Raw genomic sequence first — 20,072 nt, 5'->3', positions numbered from 1 at the left:
GGATTATAATGCGACGCTATGCCGAATGTTTTCCGACCCGCCCGCCCCGGCCAGCAGGGCACGCCCCAATCCGCCGATAAAGCCACCGACACTCAGGACCAGCTGAAGAAGCTGCGTGAAAGCCTGCTGCGCGAAGCGCGGGAGGGCGAAGGCGCGGGCGCCGCCGGCGAGACGGCGGGATTGAGCAAGAAGGAACTCGCCGCCCGGCGGTTCGCGGGCGCGAAAGCGGAGGCCGCAGCGGCTCCGAAACCGCCGCAACCGAAAGCGCCTGAGCGTCCGCAGCCTGCTAAGACAGCGCCGGCGAAATCCGATCAGCGTCCGCAGCCTGCGAAGAAAACACCGCCGCCACAACCCGATCAGCCTTCGCGCAAGCCGCGAGACGACGAGCGCGGAGCGGCACAGGCTGCTTCGCGACCGCAACCGCAACCGCAAGCGAAACCCCAACCCCAACCGCGAGCGAAGCGCGACCTTCCGCAACGGGCGGCGCAGAACCGGCCCGCCGAAACACGCCAGCCGGACACGACCCCGCGCGCACCGCGAGTCGCCGAACGCCGAAACGAAGCGCCGAAATCCGAACGTCCGTCCGAAGTACGCGAATCACGTGAACAGCGCGAACCACGTCAGCCGCGCGCGCCGCGCGTCGTCACGCCGAATCCCGTTCCGCCGATCACGTTCCCCGAAGCGCTTCCCGTTTCCGGCCGGCGCGACGAGATCGCGCGCGCGATCGACGCGAATCAGGTCGTGATCGTCAGCGGCGAAACCGGCTCCGGCAAGACCACGCAACTGCCGAAAATCTGTCTCGCGCTCGGGCGCGGCCTCGGCGCGGGCGGCAGCGGGCTCATCGGGCACACGCAGCCGCGGCGTATCGCGGCATCGGCCACAGGCAGGCGCATCGCGGAAGAACTCGGTACGCCCTTCGGCGAAGTGGTCGGCTACAAGGTGCGCTTCACGGACAATCTCGCGCCGGGCGCGTCCGTCAAGCTGATGACGGACGGCATCCTGCTCGCGGAAACGCAGACCGATCCGCTCCTCAAGGCCTACGACACGATCATCATCGACGAGGCGCACGAGCGCAGCCTCAACATCGACTTTCTGCTCGGCTATCTGAAGGAAATCCTGCCGAAGCGCCCGGACCTGAAGCTGATCGTCACCTCCGCGACCATCGACGCCGAACGCTTTGCGCGCCATTTCGGCAGCGGCGAAAAACCCGCGCCGGTCATCGAAGTGAGCGGGCGGCTGTATCCGGTGGAAGTGCGTTACCGGCCGATCGAAGAGGAAAGCGAGGCGATCAAGAACGCGCAGGGCACGGCATCGAAGCGCAACGACCGGAAAACGGATCGCGATCTGATGGAAGGCATCGTCGATGCCGTCGACGAACTGTGCCGCGTCGGTCCCGGCGACGTGCTCGTGTTCCTGCCGGGCGAGCGCGAAATCCGCGACGCCGCCGAAGCGCTGCGCAAGCACCATCCGCCGCATACGGAAATTCTGCCGCTTTTCGCGCGGCTGTCCGCGCAGGAGCAGGAGCGCGTGTTCAGGCCGTCGAACGCGCGGCGCATCGTGCTCGCGACCAATGTCGCGGAAACGTCGCTGACGGTGCCGGGCATCCGCTATGTCGTCGATACCGGCAGCGCGCGCGTGAAGCGCTATTCGTATCGCAACAAGGTCGAGCAGTTGCAGATCGAGCCGGTGTCGCAGGCGGCAGCGAACCAGCGCGCGGGCCGATGCGGGCGCGTCGCGGACGGCGTGTGCATCCGTCTCTACGACGAAGCCGATTTCCAGTCGCGGCCGCGCTTCACCGATCCGGAAATCCTGCGCTCGTCGCTCGCAGCGGTGATTCTGCGCATGAAGTCGCTGCATCTGACGGCGATCGAAACGTTCCCGTTCATCGAGCCGCCGCCGGGCCGGGCGATCGCCGATGGCTATCAGTTGCTGAACGAACTCGGCGCTGTCGATGACGACAACGCGCTCACGCCGCTCGGCCGCGAACTCGCGCGCCTGCCGCTCGATCCGCGCGTCGGGCGGATGATTCTCGCGGCGCGCGATCATCACGCGCTCGCGGAAGTGCTGATCATCGCCTCCGCCCTGTCGGTGCAGGACCCGCGCGACCGGCCGATCGAAGCGCAGGAGCAGGCGGATCAGGCGCATCGCCAGTTCGTCGACGAGCGTTCCGAATTCCTGCAGTGGACGCGCATCTGGAAGTGGTTCGAAGACGCCGTCGCGCACAAGAAATCGAACAAGCAGCTTGCCGATGCGTGCCGCGCGAACTTCCTGTCGCATCTGCGCTTGCGCGAATGGCGCGACGTGCATTCGCAATTGCTGACGGTCGTGCGCGAACACGGCTGGCGGCTGAACGAATCCGATGCGACCTTCGAGCAGATTCATCTTTCGCTCTTGACGGGTTTGCTCGGCAACGTCGGTCTGAAGGCCGACGACGAGCCGCATTATCTCGGCGCGCGCGGCATCAAGTTTCATCTGTGGCCGGGCTCGGCGCTGCTGAAGAAAGCGGGGCGCTGGGTGATGGCGGGCGAGCTCGTCGAAACGAGCCGGCTGTACGCGCGCACCATCGCGAAAATCGAGCCGGAATGGCTGGAAACGGTCGGCGCGCACTTGCTGAAGACATCGCTTTCGGACGCGCATTGGGAGAAGAAAGCCGCGCAGGTCGTCGCCTACGAGCGCGCAACGCTGTACGGACTGACCGTCTACGCGCGCCGGCGCGTGAGTTTCGGCAAGCAGGACCCGAAATACGCGCGCGAGCTGTTCATTCGCGGCGCGCTCGTCGAAGGCGAATTCGATACGCGCCTGCCGTTCTTCGCGCATAACCGCAAGCTGGTGGCCGATATCGAGCAACTGGAGCACAAGTCGCGCCGCCAGGACGTGCTGGTCGACGACGAACTCATCCACGGCTTCTACGATGCCCTGATTCCCGAAGGCATGTGGACGGGCGCCGCGTTCGAACGCTGGTATCGCGACGAGCAGAAGAAAGAGGGCAACGACAAGCTCCTGTTCCTCTCGCGCGACGACCTGATGCGCCACGAAGCCGCCGGCGTCACGACCGACTTGTTCCCGAAGCGCATGACGATGTCGGGCATCGAGATGTCGCTCACGTATCACTTCGAGCCAGGCGCGCCGCGCGACGGCGTGACCCTGCAAGTGCCGCTCTACGGGCTGAATCAGGTCGATGCGCGCCGCGTCGAATGGCTCGTGCCGGGCATGATCAAGGAGAAGGCGCAACTGCTCTTGAAGTCGCTTCCGCAGAAGCTGCGCCGCCACGTCGTGCCGCTGCCGGAATACGCGGCGGGATTCGCCGAGCGGCACGCCGGGCCGAAGTTCGGCGCGGGCGCGCTCGTCGATACGCTCATCGCCGATATTCGCGAGCAGACGCAGGTCGCGGTGCGGGGCGCGGACTTCAAGCTCGAAACGCTGCCCGCGCATCTGTTCATGAATTTCAAGGTGATCGACGAGCATGGCCGCCAGCTCGCGATGGGCCGCAACCTCGCGCAATTGCGCGCGGAACTCGGCGGCCAGGCGCAGCAGCAGTTTCAGAAGCTGACGTCGGCGGCGGCGTTCGATGCGCTCTCGGGAGAGTCGGAATCGCCGCCGCAAGCGCCGCAACCCGGCGAGGGCACCGCGCTTTATGAAAACCTCACGACGTGGAACTTCGGCAAGCTGCCCGAGCTGCTCGAAATCCGCCGGCGGGGGCAGACCTTGTTCGGCTATCCGGCGCTGGTCGATCGCGGCACGCATTCCGACGTCGAAGTGTTCGACTCGCCCGAGGAGGCGGCGCGGATTCATCGCGCGGGTTTGCGGCGCCTGTTCGCGCTGCAATTGCGCGAGCCGATCCGCTATCTCGAGAAGAACCTGCCGGGCCTGCGCGAAATGTCCATGCAATACATGGCGCTCGGCACCGCGGAGGAGTTGCGCGATCAGATCGTCGAGACGGCGCTGGATCGCGCGTGCCTGCAAGACCCGCTGCCCGACGACGACGCCAGTTTCCACGCGCGCCGCGATGCCGCGAAAGGGCGCCTGACGCTGCTCGCGAACGAAATCGCGCGGCTCGTCGGCACGATTCTCGCGGAATACGCGGCGCTGGCCAAAAAGCTCGCGCAGGCGAAATCGTTCGCATCGGCGTATGCGGACATGCAGGCGCAGGCGGGCGCGCTGATCGGCAAGCGCTTCGTCATCGACACGCCTTATGCGCAGCTTGCGCATTTTCCGCGTTATCTCAAAGGCATCGGGCTGCGCATCGACAAGCTGAAGGCCGACCCGGCCCGCGATGCGCGGCTCTTCGCCGATCTTCAGCCGCTCGCGCAGCATCATCAGCGCGCGCTCGCGCAGCGCGGCGGCGTCGCGGATGCGCGGCTCGCCGAATATCGCTGGCTGCTGGAAGAATTGCGCGTGTCGCTTTTCGCGCAGGAATTGCGCACGCCGATGCCGGTTTCGGTGAAGCGCCTGCACAAGGTCTGGGAATCGATGCAGCGATGACGAGCGACTGAGAAGCGATGAGAAGCGTCTGAAAGGCTTTCATTTCTTGCGCCGAAGCAGCGCATTGCGCAAAAAGCCGCACCTGGTCAACGCGCCGCGCGAGGCAAACGTTCTACAATGACGCCTGCCTTTCGAAACCCAATTCCCATGCGCAACATATTCCGTTCCGGCCAAGCTAGCGGCCGTTTCCGTGCGGCTGCCGCACGCGCCGCGCTTGCCGCACGCGCCGCGCTTGCCGCCGGCGCCGCGCTCGTCGCCACCGCGGCGTTCGCCAACAATGTCATCGTGCTCAATTCGGCGGAGGCCACGCTGAGCCTCATCGACGAAAACACGCGTCAGGTCGTCGGCACCGTGCCCACCGGCAAGGAGCCGCACCACCTGATGCCCTTGCCCGACAATTCCTCGCTGATCGTCGCAAATTCGGTGTCGAACAATCTGATGTTCGTCGATCCGAAAACCGGCGCGTTCCAGCGCTGGGTTCAGGACATCGAAGACCCGTACCAGATCGGCTTTTCGCCGGACAAGAAGTGGTTCGTGTCCACGGGTTTGCGTCTCGACCGTCTCGACATCTATCACTTCGACGGCAAGAACCTCGCCATCGCGAAGCGCCTGCCGCTCGCGACCATGCCGAGCCATATCGCGTTCACCAACGACAGCTCGACGGCGTTCATCTCCCTGCAGGTTTCGGGCGAAATCGCCGCGATCGACCTCGCGACGCAGACCGTGAAATGGAAGATGAAGGTCGGCAAGGTGCCGGCGGGCGTGTGGCTTACGCCGGGCGACAAATTCCTGCTCGTCGGCATGACAGGCGCGGATTACGTGGCCGTGGTCGACTGGCGCAACCAGAAGGTCGTCAAGACCATCACGACGGGCAAGGGCGCGCACAACTTCCGCTCGATGGTCGACGGCAAGCACGTGCTGGTGTCGAACCGCGTCGCGAACACGATCAGCATCATCGACGAAGACGCGCTCACGAATGTCGGCGATATCACCGGACTGCTGCCGGGCCCGGATGACATGGAACTTTCCGCCGACAGGAAGTATCTGTGGGTTACGTTCCGCTTCGCGAAGCATGTCGGCGTGATCGACCTTGCAAATCGTAAGCTTATCGAGACGATCAAGGTGGGCCGTTCGCCGCACGGCATCTACTTCTTCAATCGCGCGCCGGTCACGGCGCCGAACGGGGCGTAAGCAGTACAGGGCGCGCAACCGCGCCCTGTACTACGATGGAGGCAGGTCCGGAGCGACCGGGCCGCCGCTAGCACCACGGAGCACCATGTTGCATTCCATTCTTTCGGCTCTCGACAGTTTCGTCTCGTCGCTGCAGACACTGCTTTACGTCGATGTCGTCCAGCCGGCGCTGTTCAAGCTCGGCATGATGGACTACGACGAAGACACTTACGACGCGCTCTACTGGGTGATCGTCGGCGTGCTGGAAGTCCTCACGATGTACGCGATCCTGCGTCCGCTCGAAGCGTTTCGCCCCGCGGAAACGTGGAAGGACCGCAAGGGCGTGCGCGTGGACGTGCTCTACACGTGGATCGTCAAGCTCGGCATTCTCAATCTGTTTTTCTTCTTCACGTTCCAGCCGCTTTTCGATTCGCTGCAAAGCTGGCTGCGCCTCCATAGCGTGCCGAATCTCGAGATCGACAATCTCTGGCCGGGCGTGACCACGGAACCGCTCGTCACCTTCATCATCTATCTGCTGATCCTCGATTTCGCGGGTTACTGGTATCACCGCCTGGAGCATCGTTTCGGCATCTGGTGGGAACTGCACGCGGTGCATCACAGCCAGCGGAAGATGTCGCTCTGGACCGACGACCGCAACCATCTGCTCGACGACGTCCTGCAAGCGAGCTTCTTCGCGTGCGTCGCGCTCGTGATCGGCGTGGAGCCGTCGCAATTCGTCGTGCTCGTCGCCATCACCAATTTCATGCAGAGCGTGCAACACGCGAATATCCGGCTGCATTTCGGCTGGTTCGGCGAGCGGATCGTCGTGAGCCCGGCGTTTCATCGGCGCCATCACGCGATCGGTTTCGGTCACGAAGGCACGACTTACGGCTGCAATTTCGGCGTGCTGTTTTCCTTCTGGGACATCCTGTTCCGCTCGGCTTCGTTCGACCGCACCGTCGAGCCGACGGGCATTCGCGACCAGCTCGGCGCGCCGGGCGTCGCGCCTGTCCATTACGGCGACGGCTTCATCGAGCAGCACTGGCTCGCGTTCAAGCGCATCGCCGCGCGTCTTTCGACACGCCGCGCGTCCACATCGGACAACTCAGCGGCCGTCTGACCGTTCCCTCGAGACCAGCGCCCGCGGGCGGCGCTGGTTTATCCTGTCGGTTCTTCCTTCACCTTCCAAGAAACACGCATGAGTGACTTGCTGCGTTCGTTCGTGCGCGCGCTTGCGAACGTCTTTCATCCGCGCATGCTCTGGCTTACGCTGATGCCTTTCGGCGTCGCCACGGTGGTCTGGGGCGCGGTCCTCTGGTTTTTCTGGCAGACGCTGACGGGCGCCGCGAACGTCTGGCTCGACGGCTGGGCGCTCACCTCCGCGATGTATCGCCTCTTCGATACGGTCGGCTTTTCCTCGCTGCATGCGGTGATCGCACCGTTTCTCGTCGTCATCATGACGGTGCCGCTGATCGTCGTGACGGTGCTGCTGCTTATCGCGACCATTTCGATGCCGGGCGTCGTCAAGCTGCTCACGCGCCGGCCAAAAGGGCATTACGCGTCGCTGGAAGAGCGGCGCGGCGGCTCGTGGTACGGCAGCCTCGGGCATTCGGTCGTGACGACCGTCGTGTGCCTCGTGCTGCTCGTCGTGACGCTGCCCTTGTGGCTCATTCCGCCGTTCTTCGCACTGATTCCGCCGCTGCTGTGGGGCTGGCTGACGTATCGCGTGATGACCTACGACGCGCTTGCGCTGCACGCGAGCGCGGACGAGCGCCGCGCGATCGTGCGCGAGGCGCGCTGGCCGCTGCTGACCATCGGCATCGTGAGCGGCCTGCTGAGTTCCGTGCCGACGATGCTCTGGGCATGGTCGGTCTGGCTGCTGCCGCTTTTTCCGGTCGTCGCGGTGGTGACGATCTGGGCGTATGCGTTCATCCTCGTGTTTTCTGCGCTCTGGTTCGCGCATTACTGTCTGCACGCGCTCGAACGCCTGCGCGCGAGCGCGCCGCATTACGCGGCGATCACGGTCGAAACCCGCGACGTATCACTGAAAGATTAGAGGGGCATTCATGGGCATTGGCGTCATCATCATCGGCGATGAAATTCTGTCCGGCCGCCGCACCGACAAGCATCTGCCGAAAATCATCGAACTGCTGGGCGCGCGCGGTCTGTCGCTCGACTGGGCGGACTATGTCGGCGACGATCCCGCGCGCATTACCGCGACGCTCGCGCGCACGTTCGCATCGGGCGATATCGTGTTTTCGACGGGCGGCATCGGCGCTACGCCCGACGATCACACGCGCCAGTGCGCGGCGAAGGCACTCGGCGTGCCGCTCGAACTGCACGCGGAAGCCGCGGAACTGATTCGCGCGCGCATCCGCGACACGGCCGCCGAAGCGGGCAAGCCGGTCGATCTGGAATCGCCCGAGAACCTGCATCGGCTGAACATGGGCACGTTTCCGCAGGGCGCGGCGATCATTCCGAACAGCTACAACAAGATTCCGGGCTTTTCCGTCGGCGACCATCATTTCGTGCCGGGCTTTCCCGTCATGGCCTGGCCGATGATCGAATGGGTGCTCGACAACAAGTACGCGCATCTGCATCACGCGGTGCCGCATGTCGAGCGTTCGCTGCTCGTATTCGGCCTGCCGGAATCGCGCATCACGCCGCTGATGGTCGCGATCGAGCGCGACTTCGACGGCGTGCGGGCGTTCAGCCTGCCGAGCGTCGGCGATGCGACGCGCGGGGCGCTTTATGCGCGCTCGCACATCGATCTGGGCGTGAAGGGCGATCCGGAACAGGCGACTGCGGCGTTCGAGGTGCTGCGCGAGGGCGTGATCGCGCTGGGCGGCGAAGTCGTGGAAGTGCCGCCGGAGGAAGCGAAGTGACGTTGCTCGAAGTCATCGCGACGACCGTTTCCGACGCGCGCGCGGCCGAACGCGGCGGCGCGGACCGGCTCGAGCTCATCACCGCGATGGGCGAGGGCGGGCTGACGCCGAGCATCGGGCTGATCGAATCCGTGGTCGACGCGGTCGGCATTCCGGTGAACGTGATCGTGCGGCCGCACAGCCGCTCGTTCGTCTACGATGCCGACGACTACGCGGTCATGCTGCGCGACGTGCGCGCGATTGCGAAGACGGGCGCGAACGCGATCGTCGCCGGCATGTTGCGCGCAAATGGCGATATCGATACCGATGGCCTCGCGCGCGTGGTCGAAGCCGCCGATGGCTTGCCGTTCACGTTCCACCGCGCATTCGATGAAACGCGCGATCTCTTGGCCGCCTTCGATACGCTGCTGCGGTTCGAGACCGTGACGAACGTGCTGACTTCGGGCGGCAGGCCGTCCGTGCTGGAGAGTGAGGCGACGATCGCCAGGCTCGTCGAAAGAGCGGCGGGCACGCGCTGCGCGGTGCTGGCGGGCGCGGGACTGACCGTCGAGGCGGTAGCGCCGTTCGTCGCGTCGACTGGCGTGCGCGCGGTGCATTTCGGCTCGGGCGTGAGAGTCGACGGAAAGGGGCTCGCGCCTGTCGATGAAGGGCGAGTCAGGCGCGTGCGAACGCTGCTCGATGCGCAGCGATAAAGACGTCGCTCAAGCCCCGATCCACGGCAGCCCGCGAAAGCACCATCCCGCCACCGTCTTCCGGTGTCCCTGGCCGTCCTTGTCGCCTTCGAAGCCTTCGAGCAGATCATACGCCTGCCCATAGCCTTCCTTCTGCGCTACAACCGCCGCGAGCTTCGAACGGGCCGCGCTGCGGCATAGAAACACGACAGGCGTTTCCGGAGTGGCGACCTGTCGCAATTGTTCGATAAACTCGGCGTTCGGCACCGAGCCGGGGTAGCGGATCCATTCGATGTGCGCGTACTGCGCGCCGTCGATCGCGGGGCGGCCGACCCAATCCAGTTCGGCCCGGGTGCGGACATCGATCAGCCGCACGCGCGGATCGAGCTGCAGCAGTTCGAATGCTTCGGCGGGAGAAAACGCGCCCGCGTAGGTGAGCTTGTTGTCGGCGGCGCGCTGGGCGGCCTGGCTATAGAGTTGTTCGAGCGTGCTCATGGCGGTCTCCGTAAGGCGCAAAGAATCATTCTAGCGTGCGCGGGAACCGCGCCGGGCGCATGATGAATGCGCAATTGCGGTGCAAGAATAAGTCGATGCACCTGAACGGTGCCGCGATAAATCTGGACAAACGAGTGCGCACCGAAAAGGTGCGCGCGGTAGGAGCGGCAAACCGGAAACCTTTTCGTCGCACGAATCGGTTTCACTCGAAACGCGCGCTGCTTCAAGCGCTTAGCGCAAAGTTGGTGCGCTTGGCACGGAAGCTGCTTTTCCATCCTCGATTGAATCGATGTTCAGGATTGGTCGGGGCGGCGAAGCGATTCGCCGACTTTTGTTAATCAGGAGATAGGTAATGAGTAAATCCGTGGCCGACGTCATGCAACTCGTCAAGGACGAGGACGTCAAGTTCGTCGACTTCCGCTTCACCGACACGCGCGGCAAAGAACAACACGTCTCCGTGCCGGTTTCGCACTTCGACGAAGACAAATTTGAAAGCGGCCACGCTTTCGACGGCTCGTCCATCGCAGGCTGGAAGGGCATCGAAGCGTCGGACATGCTGCTCGTTCCGGATGCGAACACTGCGTTCATCGACCCGTTCTACGAAGAAGCCACGCTGGTGCTCTCCTGCGACGTGGTCGAGCCGGCCGACGGCAAGGGCTACGAGCGCGACCCGCGTTCGCTCGCCAAGCGCGCCGAAGCCTATCTCAAGAGCTCGGGCCTGGGCGACACCGCCTTCTTCGGTCCGGAGCCGGAATTCTTCATTTTCGACTCGGTCCAGTGGAACACGGACCAGTCGGGCACGTTCGTGAAGATCGGCTCGGAAGAAGCGCCGTGGTCGTCGGCGAAGGAATTCGAAGGCGGCAACACGGGCCACCGTCCGGGCACGAAGGGCGGCTACTTCCCGGTCGCTCCGGTCGACACGTTCCAGGACATCCGCTCGGAAATGTGTCTGCTGCTCGAACAGATCGGCATTCCGGTCGAAGTGCATCACCACGAAGTGGCGGGCCAGGGCCAGAACGAAATCGGCACGAAGTTCTCGACGCTGGTGCAGCGCGCGGACTGGCTGCAGCAGATGAAGTACATCATCCATAACGTGGCGCACACGTATGGCAAGACGGCGACCTTCATGCCGAAGCCGGTCGTCGGCGACAACGGCTCGGGCATGCACGTTCACCAGTCGATCTGGAAAGATGGCCAGAACCTGTTCGCGGGCAACGGCTACGCAGGTCTGTCGGAATTCGCGCTGTTCTATATCGGCGGCATCATCAAGCACGCACGCGCGCTGAACGCGATCACGAACCCGGGTACGAACTCGTACAAGCGTCTCGTGCCGCACTTCGAAGCGCCCGTGAAGCTGGCTTACTCGGCACGCAACCGTTCGGCATCGATCCGTATTCCGCACGTGAGCAACCCGAAGGGCCGCCGTATCGAAACGCGCTTCCCGGATCCGCTGGCGAACCCGTACCTGTGCTTCTCCGCGCTGATGATGGCGGGTCTCGACGGCGTGCAGAACAAGATTCATCCGGGCGAAGCCGCGGACAAGAATCTGTACGACCTGCCGCCGGAAGAAGACAAGAAGATCCCGACCGTGTGCGCGGGCCTCGACCAGGCACTCGACGCGCTCGACGCGGATCGCGAGTTCCTGACGCGCGGCGGCGTGTTCACGGATTCGATGCTCGACGCATACATCGAACTGAAGACGCAAGAGTTGCAGCGTTATCGTCAGTCGGTGCATCCGATCGAGTTCGAGATGTACTACTCGCTGTAAGCCGCATGCGCGCAACGCATGTAAAGCGATGACGAAAAAGGGACGGCGCGCCGTCCCTTTTTTAATCGCCGAGCGTGTCATGAATCAACAAGAAGATCGGTGTTACGAACGGCCTCACTCATTGCACGATGGTGTTAAAGAATCTCATCAAGGCGCGTAAAGGCCACGCCGACGCGCTCTCCGACGACTCGCAGCTCGCCGCGACGGGGCTGTTGCCCGGACTGGAAGCGCTGCCTACGGTCGTGCTCGTGCTCGACATGCGCAACCTGCGGATTGCCTACGCGAACCCTTCGGCTGAATCGATGCTGGAGATGTCGCGCAAGCAATTGACGCAGATGAAATGGCCCGAGCTCTTCGCCGATGCGAACGAACTGGCGGCCACGATCGCGTCGATCGCGGAGAACCGCTTCAACGCGACGCGGCTCGACGCCGTGCTCGAACGGCCGAGCCGCGAGCCGGTGCACGTGCATGCGATCGTCGGTTATCTCGAAGCTGCGCCGGACTACCTGCTGCTGGAACTCTTCGAGAACGAGCGGCATCTGCGCACGGATCGCGAAGAGCGCATCCACGACCTCACCGCGGTCAACAAGCAACTGATCCGCAATCTCGCGCACGAGATCAAGAATCCGCTCGGCGGCATTCGCGGCGCGGCGCAGTTGCTCGAATTCGAGCTGGGCGAGCGCGAACGCGACGAGTTGCGCGAGTACACGCAGGTCATCATCAAGGAATCCGATCGATTGCAGACGCTCGTCGACAGGCTGCTCGAGCCGCACCGGCATCCGCATATCGTCGGCGATGTGAATATCCACGAAGTCTGCGAGCGCGTGCGCGCGGTGATCCTCGCCGAGTTTCCGCGCGGCCTCACGATCGAGCGCGATTACGACGTCAGCGTGCCCGACTTGCGCGGCGACAAGGAGCAGTTGATCCAGGCGCTGTTGAATATCGTGCGCAACGCGGCCGAAGCGCTGAAGGAACGCATCTCGCAAGGCGATGCGAAGATCGAACTGCGCACGCGCATCGCGCGCAAGGTGACGATCGGCAAGAAGCTGCACAAACTGGCACTGGACTTGCATATCACTGACAACGGCCCCGGCATTCCCGATGAAATCCGCGACCGGATCTTCTTTCCGCTCGTCTCGGGCAGGGAAGACGGCAGCGGTCTCGGTCTCACGCTCGCGCAATCGTTCGTGCATCAGCACGAGGGATTGATCGAAGTGGAAAGCCGGCCGGGCTGCACCGAATTCGCCATCCTGCTGCCCTTCGAGAACTGACATCGACGACCATCCACTTCACGCCAGGAACGCCACCCACGCCTTGACGCCTGACCGTTTCGACGGGCTCACACCGAACCACACGAAGACTTCTCGCCGAACGATATGAAGCCGATCTGGATAGTAGACGACGACCAATCCATCCGCTGGGTGCTGGAAAAGGCCCTCGCACGAGAAAACTTCACGACGCGCAGCTTCTCGGGCGTGCGCGACGCGCTTGCCGCGCTCGAACAGGAAAGCCCGCAAGTGCTGGTTTCCGACATCCGCATGCCGGGCGGCTCCGGGCTCGAACTGCTGCAGACCGTGCGCGACCGTTTGCCGGGTTTGCCGGTCATCATCATGACGGCGTTTTCCGATCTCGACAGCGCGGTCGCCGCGTTTCAGGGCGGCGCGTTCGAGTATCTCGCCAAGCCGTTCGATGTCGATAAAGCGGTCGAGCTGATCCGCCGCGCCGTCGACGAAAGCATGCGCGGCGAAGCGGCGTATGACGAGCGCGTGACCGAAACGCCCGAGATGCTCGGCCAGGCGCCCGCGATGCAGGACATGTTCCGCGCGATCGGCCGCCTGTCGCATTCGGCGGCGACGGTGCTCATCACGGGCGAATCAGGCACCGGAAAGGAGCTTGTCGCGCGCGCCTTGCACCGACATAGCCCACGCGCGAACGGACCGTTCATCGCGCTGAACACGGCGGCGATTCCGAAGGATCTGCTGGAATCCGAACTATTCGGCCACGAGCGCGGCGCCTTCACGGGCGCGCAGGCGATGCGCCAGGGCCGCTTCGAGCAGGCCGAGAACGGCACGCTCTTTCTCGATGAAATCGGCGACATGCCGTTCGATCTGCAGACGCGCCTGTTGCGCGTGCTGTCGGACGGGCAGTTCTATCGCGTGGGCGGGCACAATCCGCTGCGGGCGAACGTGCGCGTGATCGCGGCGACGCATCAGAATCTCGACGCGCGCGTGCGGCAGGGGTTGTTTCGCGAGGACTTGTATCACCGCCTCAACGTGATCCGCCTGCGCCTGCCCGCGTTGCGCGAGCGCAGCGAGGACATTCCGCTGCTCGCGCGGCATTTCCTGCAGAAGAGCGCGCGCGATCTGGGCGTGGAGCCCAAGCGCGTTTCCGACGACGCGCTCGCCTATCTCGCGTCGTTGCCGTTTCCGGGCAACGTCCGCCAGTTGGAGAACCTCTGCAACTGGCTCACGGTGATGGCGCCCGCGCAAGTGATCGAGCAAAAGGATCTGCCGCCCGATCTCGTGCCGCGTCAGGACGTCACGCCGGAGAGCATCGCCGTATCGACGGATGGCGCGGTCGCGGCGAACCCGGTCGTGCAGAACGGCGCGGGGGCGATGGCCGCGCCGCTTGCGGGCGCGACGGCGAGCGTGTGGGAAAACGGTTTGCGCACGGAAGTCGCGCGCCTCTTGCGCGAGAATTCCGCCGATGTCATGGATGAACTTGCGCGCCGTTTCGAGGCGGCCGTGATTCGCGAAGCGCTCGACTTCACGCGCGGGCGCAAGGTGGAAGCGGCGGAGCGGCTAGGCATCGGCCGCAATACGATCACGCGCAAGATTCAGGAATTGCATCTCGACGCGTGAGCGTGGCTCGAAACGGAAGCGGGATCAGTCGATGGTTGCGATCACGGGCGTGTGGTCCGACGGCTGATCCCACTTGCGCGGCACCTTGTCCACTTCGCACGCCGTGCAGCGCGCCGCGAGTTCCTGCGACAGCAAGATGTGATCGATGCGCAGCCCCGCGTTGCGGCGAAACGCCAGCATCCGGTAATCCCACCACGTAAAGAGCTTCTCGGCCTGCTCGAATTTGCGGAAGGCATCCGTGAGCCCGAGTTCGATGAGCTGCGTGAAGTGCGCGCGCTCTTCCGGCGACACGAGATTCTGTCCTTCCCAGGCTTTCGGATCGTGCACGTCGCGATCTTCCGGCGCGATGTTGTAATCGCCGCAGAGCGCGAGTTGCGGATGACGCGCCATGTCTTCGCGCAGCCATACGCGCAGCGCGTCCAGCCAACGCATCTTGTAGGCGAACTTCTCGGAGCCGGGCGCCTGTCCGTTCGGGAAATAGGCCGAGATGATGCGCACGCCATCGACCGTCGCGGCGATCACGCGCTGCTGAAGGTCTTCGAAGCCGGGAATGTTGCGCACGACGTTGATTTCATCGACCTCGTAGTTCGATTCGGCGCGCACCAGGATGCCGACGCCGTTGTACGTCTTCTGACCCGCGAACCAGCTTTTGTAGCCCGCGGCTTCGAGTTCCGCGCGCGGGAATTTCTCGTCGGGGAGCTTGAGTTCCTGAAGGCACAGGACGTCGACCTGCGATGCTGCGAGCCAGTCGATGACGTGCTGCTGGCGGACTTTGAGGGAGTTGACGTTCCAGGTGGCGATTTTCATGAATCTCGATCTTCTTCGTGAAGCGCAGCCGTGCGCTGAAGCCACGATTCTATAGGAGCGTCGAACCCGGTCTGGCTTTGCCTGATACAGCGTCTTTACGCGATTTTTACACCGCACGCTCCACCTTTATCCCGCCCTTTACACCAATCCTCGTAATCTCCCCTCAGTCCTAAACCGCACAAGGGGAGAACACGACAATGGACTTGCTTTACCTCGCCGGCATCGTCCTTTTCTGGGGGCTTTGCGTGGCGCTCACGAGCGGCTGCGAGCAACTGCGCCGCCGCGCGTCGGGAGGCCGCTCATGAATCTCTGGATGATGTGGCTCGCCGCAGCCTCGACGCTGCTGCTTTTCGTCTACCTCGTGTACGCGCTTCTGCGTGCGGAGGATCTCGAATGAACGCGAATACCTTCACGCAGACGGCGATATTCATCGTCGTGCTGATCGCGCTCGCGCTTCCGCTCGGGCGCTACATGGCGAACGTGTTCGAGGGCACGTCCGTCGTCGTGCGCAGAATCGGGCGGCCTGTCGAGTCCGTGTTCTATCGCCTCGCGGGCGTCGATCCCGAATCGGAGATGTCGTGGAAGCAGTACGCGCTCGCCGTGCTGCTCTTCAACGCGTTGGGCGCGCTCGTGCTGTACGCGATCCTGCGCCTGCAAGGGATGTTGCCGCTCAATCCGCAGGGCATGAGCGGCATGACGCCCGACGCCGCGTTCAACACCGCCGTCAGTTTCGTCGCCAACACGAACTGGCAGGACTACGGCGGCGAAAGCACGCTCGGCTATCTCGCACAGATGCTCGGCCTCACGGTGCAGAACTTTCTGTCGGCGGCGACGGGCATCGCCGTGGTGATCGCGCTGATACGCGGCTTCAAGCGCCATAGCGCGCAGACCATCGGCAATTTCTGGGTCGATCTCACACGCTCGACGCTCTACGTGCTCATGCCGCTCGCGGTCGTGTTCGCGCTCGTGTTCGTAAGCCAGGGCGTGATCCAGAACTTCAAGGCGTATGAAGACGTGCCGACGCTCGAAGTCACGCAATACAAAACGCAAACAGAAACCGTCAAGGTCGATAAACAGACGCTGCCGATGGGCCCGGTCGCATCGCAGGAGTCGATCAAGATGCTCGGCACCAACGGCGGCGGCTTCTTCAACGCGAACTCGGCGCATCCGTTCGAGAACCCGACGCCGTTTTCCAACTTCATGCAGATGCTCGCCATCCTGATCATTCCGGCGGGGCTGTGCATGACCTTCGGGCGCATGGTCGGCGACCGGCGTCAGGGCTATGCCGTGCTCGCGGCGATGACCATCGCGCTCACGGTCGCGTGCGTCGCCGAGATCTCGGCGGAACAGGCGGGCAATCCGCTCTTCGCGTCGCTTCATGTCGATACGCACGCGTCCGCGCTGCAGGCGGGCGGCAACATGGAAGGCAAGGAAACGCGCCTGGGCATCGCGCAATCGGGCATCTTCACCGTGGTGACAACGGCGGCATCCTGCGGCGCGGTCGCCGATATGCACGACTCGCTGACGCCGCTCGGCGGCCTCGTCCCGATGCTGCTGATCCAGCTCGGCGAAGTAATCTTCGGCGGCGTCGGCTCCGGTCTCTACGGCATGCTCGCGTTCGCACTGCTGGCGGTGTTCGTCGCCGGGCTGATGATCGGGCGCACGCCCGAATACATCGGCAAGAAGATCGAAGCGTTCGACATGAAGATGGTGTCCATCGTCATCCTGCTCACGCCGCTGCTGGTTCTCGTGGGGACGTCCATCGCCGTGCTCACGGAAGCGGGCAAGGCGGGCATCGCGAATCCGGGCGCGCACGGTTTCTCCGAAATCCTCTACGCCTTCAGCTCCGCCGCCAACAACAACGGCAGCGCGTTCGCCGGGCTTTCGGTGAACACGCCGTTCTACAACTCGATGCTCGCCATCGCGATGTGGTTCGGGCGCTTCGGCACCATCGTGCCGATTCTCGCGATCGCGGGTTCGCTCGCCGCGAAAAAGCGCCTCGCCGTGAATGCGGGCACGCTGCCGACCCACGGTCCGCTCTTCGTGGTGCTGCTGCTCGGCACGCTGCTGCTCGTCGGCGCGCTGACGTATGTACCTGCGCTCGCGCTCGGCCCGATCGTCGAGCATCTCACCATGATCGCAGGCCACTGAACTTCGAGGACAGCATGACCCAACTGAATCAAACGCCGCCGCTGCATCGCCCGGAGAATCTCGGGCAGGCGCGCACGGCGGCACGCTCGATGTTCGATCCGTCGCTTCTCAGGCCCGCGATCGCCGATGCGTTCAAGAAGCTCGCGCCGCGCACGCAGTTGCGCAATCCGGTGATGTTCTGCGTCTACGTCGGCAGCATTCTGACGACGGTGCTCTGGATCGCCGCGCTCGCCGGGGACGCCGAAGCGCCCGCGGGCTTCATCCTCGCGATCGCGCTGTGGCTGTGGTTCACGGTGCTCTTCGCGAACTTCGCCGAGGCGCTCGCGGAAGGGCGTTCGAAGGCGCAGGCCGCGTCGCTGCGGCAGGCGAAGCACAACGTCATGGCGAAGAAGCTCAACGAGCCGCATCCGAAATCGCCGATCCGCATCACGACCTCGACGGATCTCGTGAAAGGCGATGTCGTGCTGGTCGAAGCGGGCGATGTCATTCCCGCCGACGGCGACGTGATCGAAGGCGTCGCGTCCGTCGACGAATCCGCGATCACGGGCGAGTCCGCGCCGGTGATCCGCGAGTCGGGCGGCGACTTCTCGTCGGTCACGGGCGGCACGCGCGTGCTGTCGGACTGGATCGTGGTGCGCGTGTCGGTGAATCCCGGCGAGGCGTTTCTCGATCGCATGATCGCGATGGTCGAAGGCGCGAAGCGTCAGAAGACGCCCAACGAAATCGCGCTGACGATCCTGCTCGTCGCGCTCACGCTCGTGCTGCTGTTCGCCACGGCCACGCTGCTGCCGTTCTCGATGTTTGCCGTGGACGCGGCGAAGCAGGGCCATGTCGTGACGATCACCGCGCTCGTCGCGCTGCTCGTGTGTCTGATTCCGACGACCATCGGCGGGCTGCTTTCCGCGATCGGCGTCGCGGGCATGAGCCGCATGTTGCAGGCGAACGTGATCGCCACGTCGGGCCGCGCCGTGGAAGCGGCCGGCGACGTCGATGTGCTGCTGCTCGACAAGACCGGCACCATCACGCTCGGGAATCGCCAGGCGTCGTCGTTCGTGCCGGCGCCGGGCATCGCCGAGCGCGATCTCGCGGATGCCGCGCAACTCGCGTCGCTGGCCGACGAGACGCCGGAAGGCCGCAGTATCGTCGTGCTGGCGAAGCAGCGCTTCAATATCCGCGAGCGCGACCTGGGCCTGCTGCATGCGAACTTCCTCGCATTCTCGGCGCAGTCGCGCATGAGCGGCGTCGATCTGCCCAATCGCGAGATTCGCAAGGGCGCGGCCGAAGCGGTGAAGAAGTACGTCGAAGAGCGCGGCGGGCGTTTTCCGCAGGACGTGCAGAGCGCCGTCGATGAGATCGCGCGTCGCGGCAGCACGCCGCTCGTGGTCGCGGAAAGCATCGAAGGCAGGACGCGCGCGCTCGGCGTGATCGAATTGAAGGACATCGTGAAGGGCGGCATTCGCGAGCGTTTCGCGGAGTTGCGCAAGATGGGCATCAAGACGGTGATGGTGACGGGCGACAACCGCCTGACCGCGGCGGCGATCGCGGCGGAAGCGGGCGTCGACGACTTCCTCGCCGAAGCGACGCCCGAGGCGAAGCTCTCGACGATCCGCGCGCATCAGGCCGAGGGGCGGCTGGTGGCGATGACGGGCGACGGCACCAACGATGCCCCCGCGCTCGCCCAGGCCGACGTTGCCGTGGCGATGAACACGGGCACGCAGGCCGCGAAGGAAGCGGGCAACATGGTCGATCTCGATTCGAACCCGACGAAGCTGATCGAGATCGTCGAGATCGGCAAGCAGATGCTGATGACGCGCGGTTCGCTCACGACGTTTTCGATCGCGAACGATGTCGCGAAGTACTTCGCGATCATTCCGGCCGCGTTCGCGACGACTTATCCGCAATTGCGCGTGCTGGACGTGATGCATCTGGCGTCGCCTTCGTCGGCGATTCTGTCGGCGGTGATCTTCAATGCGCTGATCATCGTGTTTCTGATTCCGCTTGCGCTGAAGGGCGTGAAGTATCGCGCGTTGGGCGCGGCGACGCTCTTGCGACGCAATCTTCTGGTCTACGGCCTGGGCGGCATCGTGCTGCCGTTCCCGGTCATCAAGCTGATCGATATGGTGATCACCGCACTCGGATGGAGTTGAAATCATGAAGAACATCTTGCGTCCCGTTATCGTGATGTTCGTCGCGCTGACGATCGTTACGGGGCTCGTTTATCCCGCGATCGTGACGGCGGTCGGGCAGGCGGCGTTTCATCGCGAGGCGAATGGCAGCCTGATCGAACGCGACGGGAAAGTGGTCGGCTCGGAACTGATCGGGCAGCAGTTCGATGCGCCTCGGTATTTCTGGGGGCGTTTGTCGGCGACGACGCCGAATCCTTATAACGCTGGCGGGTCCAGCGGCTCGAATCTCGGGCCGACGAATGGGGCGCTGGCTGATGAGGTCAAGGGGCGGATTGCTGCTTTAGGTGCCTCCGGCGCTTCCGGCGCTGTGCCGGTTGATCTCGTGACTTCTTCTGGCAGTGGGCTCGATCCGGAGATTAGCCCGGCTGCTGCTGCGTATCAGGTTGAACGCGTTGCGCGGGAGAGAGGGATGGCTGTTGCGCAGGTCGAAGCGCTTGTCGCTGGGGCTATTGTGGGGCGGCAGTTTGGAGTGTTCGGGGAGCCGCGGGTGAATGTGCTTAAATTGAATCTTGCGTTGGATGCCGCTGGAGCGGCGAAGTAGTTTTTTTTCGCTGGATCCCGTTTTCGTGTCGGTTTATTAGCATTGCCCCTGTGCG

The 20,072-nt window shown here is 64.0% G+C and carries 16 protein-coding genes; 14 read left to right on the top strand and 2 right to left on the bottom strand.

Annotated elements, in window-relative coordinates:
• The first annotated feature begins 18 nt into the window (after nt 1-18).
• From hrpA to LY284_RS07555, 6 genes are all read left to right on the top strand, one after another.
• Nucleotides 19-4,482, top strand: coding sequence for an ATP-dependent RNA helicase HrpA (hrpA, locus tag LY284_RS07580; RefSeq protein ID WP_233385529.1), 4,464 nt, complete (start codon nt 19-21; stop codon nt 4,480-4,482).
• Between the two features lie 147 nt (nt 4,483-4,629).
• Nucleotides 4,630-5,673, top strand: a complete 1,044-nt coding sequence (locus LY284_RS07575; RefSeq protein WP_233385514.1) for a beta-propeller fold lactonase family protein — start codon at nt 4,630-4,632, stop codon at nt 5,671-5,673.
• An 85-nt stretch (nt 5,674-5,758) separates the two neighbouring features.
• Nucleotides 5,759-6,772 carry a sterol desaturase family protein gene (locus LY284_RS07570; RefSeq protein WP_233385513.1) on the top strand — a complete coding sequence of 338 codons (1,014 nt, stop codon included), beginning with the start codon at nt 5,759-5,761 and terminating at the stop codon, nt 6,770-6,772.
• Nucleotides 6,773-6,850: 78 nt separating this feature from the next.
• Nucleotides 6,851-7,708: an EI24 domain-containing protein gene (locus LY284_RS07565; RefSeq protein WP_233385476.1), complete on the top strand. Its 858-nt coding sequence runs from the start codon at nt 6,851-6,853 to the stop codon at nt 7,706-7,708.
• 10 nt (nt 7,709-7,718) lie between these two features.
• A complete protein-coding gene (locus tag LY284_RS07560; RefSeq protein WP_233385467.1) occupies nt 7,719-8,537 on the top strand; it encodes a molybdopterin-binding protein in 819 nt (272 codons plus the stop codon).
• Entirely contained in the window at nt 8,534-9,229 is a 696-nt protein-coding gene (locus LY284_RS07555) for a copper homeostasis protein CutC (protein ID WP_233385448.1), read from the top strand. The genes LY284_RS07560 and LY284_RS07555 overlap by 4 nt, the downstream gene beginning before the upstream one ends.
• A gap of 9 nt (nt 9,230-9,238) precedes the next feature.
• On the opposite strand, the gene LY284_RS07550 is transcribed toward LY284_RS07555, so the two are convergent.
• On the bottom strand, nt 9,239-9,703 hold the full coding sequence (locus LY284_RS07550; RefSeq protein WP_014190953.1) for a rhodanese-like domain-containing protein: 465 nt from the start codon (nt 9,701-9,703) through the stop codon (nt 9,239-9,241).
• 352 nt (nt 9,704-10,055) lie between these two features.
• On the opposite strand from LY284_RS07550, the gene glnA reads away from it, so the two are divergent.
• The 3 genes from glnA (at nt 10,056) to ntrC (ending at nt 14,332) form a co-directional block, all read left to right on the top strand.
• On the top strand, nt 10,056-11,471 hold the full coding sequence (gene glnA, locus LY284_RS07545) for a type I glutamate--ammonia ligase (RefSeq protein WP_014190954.1): 1,416 nt from the start codon (nt 10,056-10,058) through the stop codon (nt 11,469-11,471).
• A 128-nt stretch (nt 11,472-11,599) separates the two neighbouring features.
• Nucleotides 11,600-12,742, top strand: a complete 1,143-nt coding sequence (glnL, locus tag LY284_RS07540; protein ID WP_233385447.1) for a nitrogen regulation protein NR(II) — start codon at nt 11,600-11,602, stop codon at nt 12,740-12,742.
• Between the two features lie 105 nt (nt 12,743-12,847).
• Complete coding sequence (gene ntrC / locus LY284_RS07535) at nt 12,848-14,332, top strand: nitrogen regulation protein NR(I) (protein ID WP_014190956.1); 1,485 nt, start codon at nt 12,848-12,850, stop codon at nt 14,330-14,332.
• Nucleotides 14,333-14,356: 24 nt separating this feature from the next.
• On the opposite strand, the gene xth is transcribed toward ntrC, so the two are convergent.
• Nucleotides 14,357-15,139: an exodeoxyribonuclease III gene (xth, locus tag LY284_RS07530; RefSeq protein WP_014190957.1), complete on the bottom strand. Its 783-nt coding sequence runs from the start codon at nt 15,137-15,139 to the stop codon at nt 14,357-14,359.
• A gap of 197 nt (nt 15,140-15,336) precedes the next feature.
• Between xth and LY284_RS07525 the strand changes: the two genes are divergently transcribed.
• The 5 genes from LY284_RS07525 to kdpC are packed head-to-tail and all read left to right on the top strand — an operon-like array spanning nt 15,337 to nt 20,017.
• The gene (locus LY284_RS07525) at nt 15,337-15,444 is read left to right on the top strand and encodes a potassium ABC transporter ATPase (RefSeq protein ID WP_193788504.1); all 108 of its coding nucleotides are present in this window, start codon (nt 15,337-15,339) and stop codon (nt 15,442-15,444) included.
• The gene (kdpF, locus tag LY284_RS07520) at nt 15,441-15,536 is read left to right on the top strand and encodes a K(+)-transporting ATPase subunit F (RefSeq protein ID WP_041730256.1); all 96 of its coding nucleotides are present in this window, start codon (nt 15,441-15,443) and stop codon (nt 15,534-15,536) included. The genes LY284_RS07525 and kdpF overlap by 4 nt, the downstream gene beginning before the upstream one ends.
• Complete coding sequence (gene kdpA, locus LY284_RS07515) at nt 15,533-17,290, top strand: potassium-transporting ATPase subunit KdpA (RefSeq protein ID WP_014190958.1); 1,758 nt, start codon at nt 15,533-15,535, stop codon at nt 17,288-17,290. Before kdpF ends, kdpA begins: the two co-directional genes overlap by 4 nt.
• A gap of 14 nt (nt 17,291-17,304) precedes the next feature.
• The gene (gene kdpB / locus LY284_RS07510) at nt 17,305-19,437 is read left to right on the top strand and encodes a potassium-transporting ATPase subunit KdpB (RefSeq protein WP_014190959.1); all 2,133 of its coding nucleotides are present in this window, start codon (nt 17,305-17,307) and stop codon (nt 19,435-19,437) included.
• Nucleotides 19,438-19,441: 4 nt separating this feature from the next.
• Nucleotides 19,442-20,017 carry a potassium-transporting ATPase subunit KdpC gene (kdpC, locus tag LY284_RS07505; RefSeq protein WP_014190960.1) on the top strand — a complete coding sequence of 192 codons (576 nt, stop codon included), beginning with the start codon at nt 19,442-19,444 and terminating at the stop codon, nt 20,015-20,017.
• Nucleotides 20,018-20,072 lie beyond the last annotated feature (55 nt).

It is taken from the genome of Caballeronia sp. PC1 (assembly GCF_021353155.1).
Taxonomy (GTDB): Bacteria; Pseudomonadota; Gammaproteobacteria; order Burkholderiales; family Burkholderiaceae; genus Caballeronia; species Caballeronia cordobensis.
This window is presented reverse-complemented; position numbering and strand designations above follow the sequence as displayed.

What these genes read in the sequence shown, in the direction of transcription:
- LY284_RS07560 (WP_233385467.1), top strand. Translation starts at nt 7,719, where the DNA reads ATGGGCATTGGCGTCATCATCATCGGCGATGAAATTCTGTCCGGCCGC.
- LY284_RS07565 (WP_233385476.1), top strand. Translation starts at nt 6,851, where the DNA reads ATGAGTGACTTGCTGCGTTCGTTCGTGCGCGCGCTTGCGAACGTCTTT.
- kdpC (WP_014190960.1), top strand. Translation starts at nt 19,442, where the DNA reads ATGAAGAACATCTTGCGTCCCGTTATCGTGATGTTCGTCGCGCTGACG.
- LY284_RS07570 (WP_233385513.1), top strand. Translation starts at nt 5,759, where the DNA reads ATGTTGCATTCCATTCTTTCGGCTCTCGACAGTTTCGTCTCGTCGCTG.
- LY284_RS07525 (WP_193788504.1), top strand. Translation starts at nt 15,337, where the DNA reads ATGGACTTGCTTTACCTCGCCGGCATCGTCCTTTTCTGGGGGCTTTGC.
- kdpB (WP_014190959.1), top strand. Translation starts at nt 17,305, where the DNA reads ATGACCCAACTGAATCAAACGCCGCCGCTGCATCGCCCGGAGAATCTC.
- xth (WP_014190957.1), bottom strand. Translation starts at nt 15,139, where the DNA reads ATGAAAATCGCCACCTGGAACGTCAACTCCCTCAAAGTCCGCCAGCAG.
- kdpA (WP_014190958.1), top strand. Translation starts at nt 15,533, where the DNA reads ATGAACGCGAATACCTTCACGCAGACGGCGATATTCATCGTCGTGCTG.
- kdpF (WP_041730256.1), top strand. Translation starts at nt 15,441, where the DNA reads ATGAATCTCTGGATGATGTGGCTCGCCGCAGCCTCGACGCTGCTGCTT.
- ntrC (WP_014190956.1), top strand. Translation starts at nt 12,848, where the DNA reads ATGAAGCCGATCTGGATAGTAGACGACGACCAATCCATCCGCTGGGTG.
- LY284_RS07575 (WP_233385514.1), top strand. Translation starts at nt 4,630, where the DNA reads ATGCGCAACATATTCCGTTCCGGCCAAGCTAGCGGCCGTTTCCGTGCG.
- LY284_RS07550 (WP_014190953.1), bottom strand. Translation starts at nt 9,703, where the DNA reads ATGAGCACGCTCGAACAACTCTATAGCCAGGCCGCCCAGCGCGCCGCC.
- glnA (WP_014190954.1), top strand. Translation starts at nt 10,056, where the DNA reads ATGAGTAAATCCGTGGCCGACGTCATGCAACTCGTCAAGGACGAGGAC.
- hrpA (WP_233385529.1), top strand. Translation starts at nt 19, where the DNA reads ATGCCGAATGTTTTCCGACCCGCCCGCCCCGGCCAGCAGGGCACGCCC.
- glnL (WP_233385447.1), top strand. Translation starts at nt 11,600, where the DNA reads ATGGTGTTAAAGAATCTCATCAAGGCGCGTAAAGGCCACGCCGACGCG.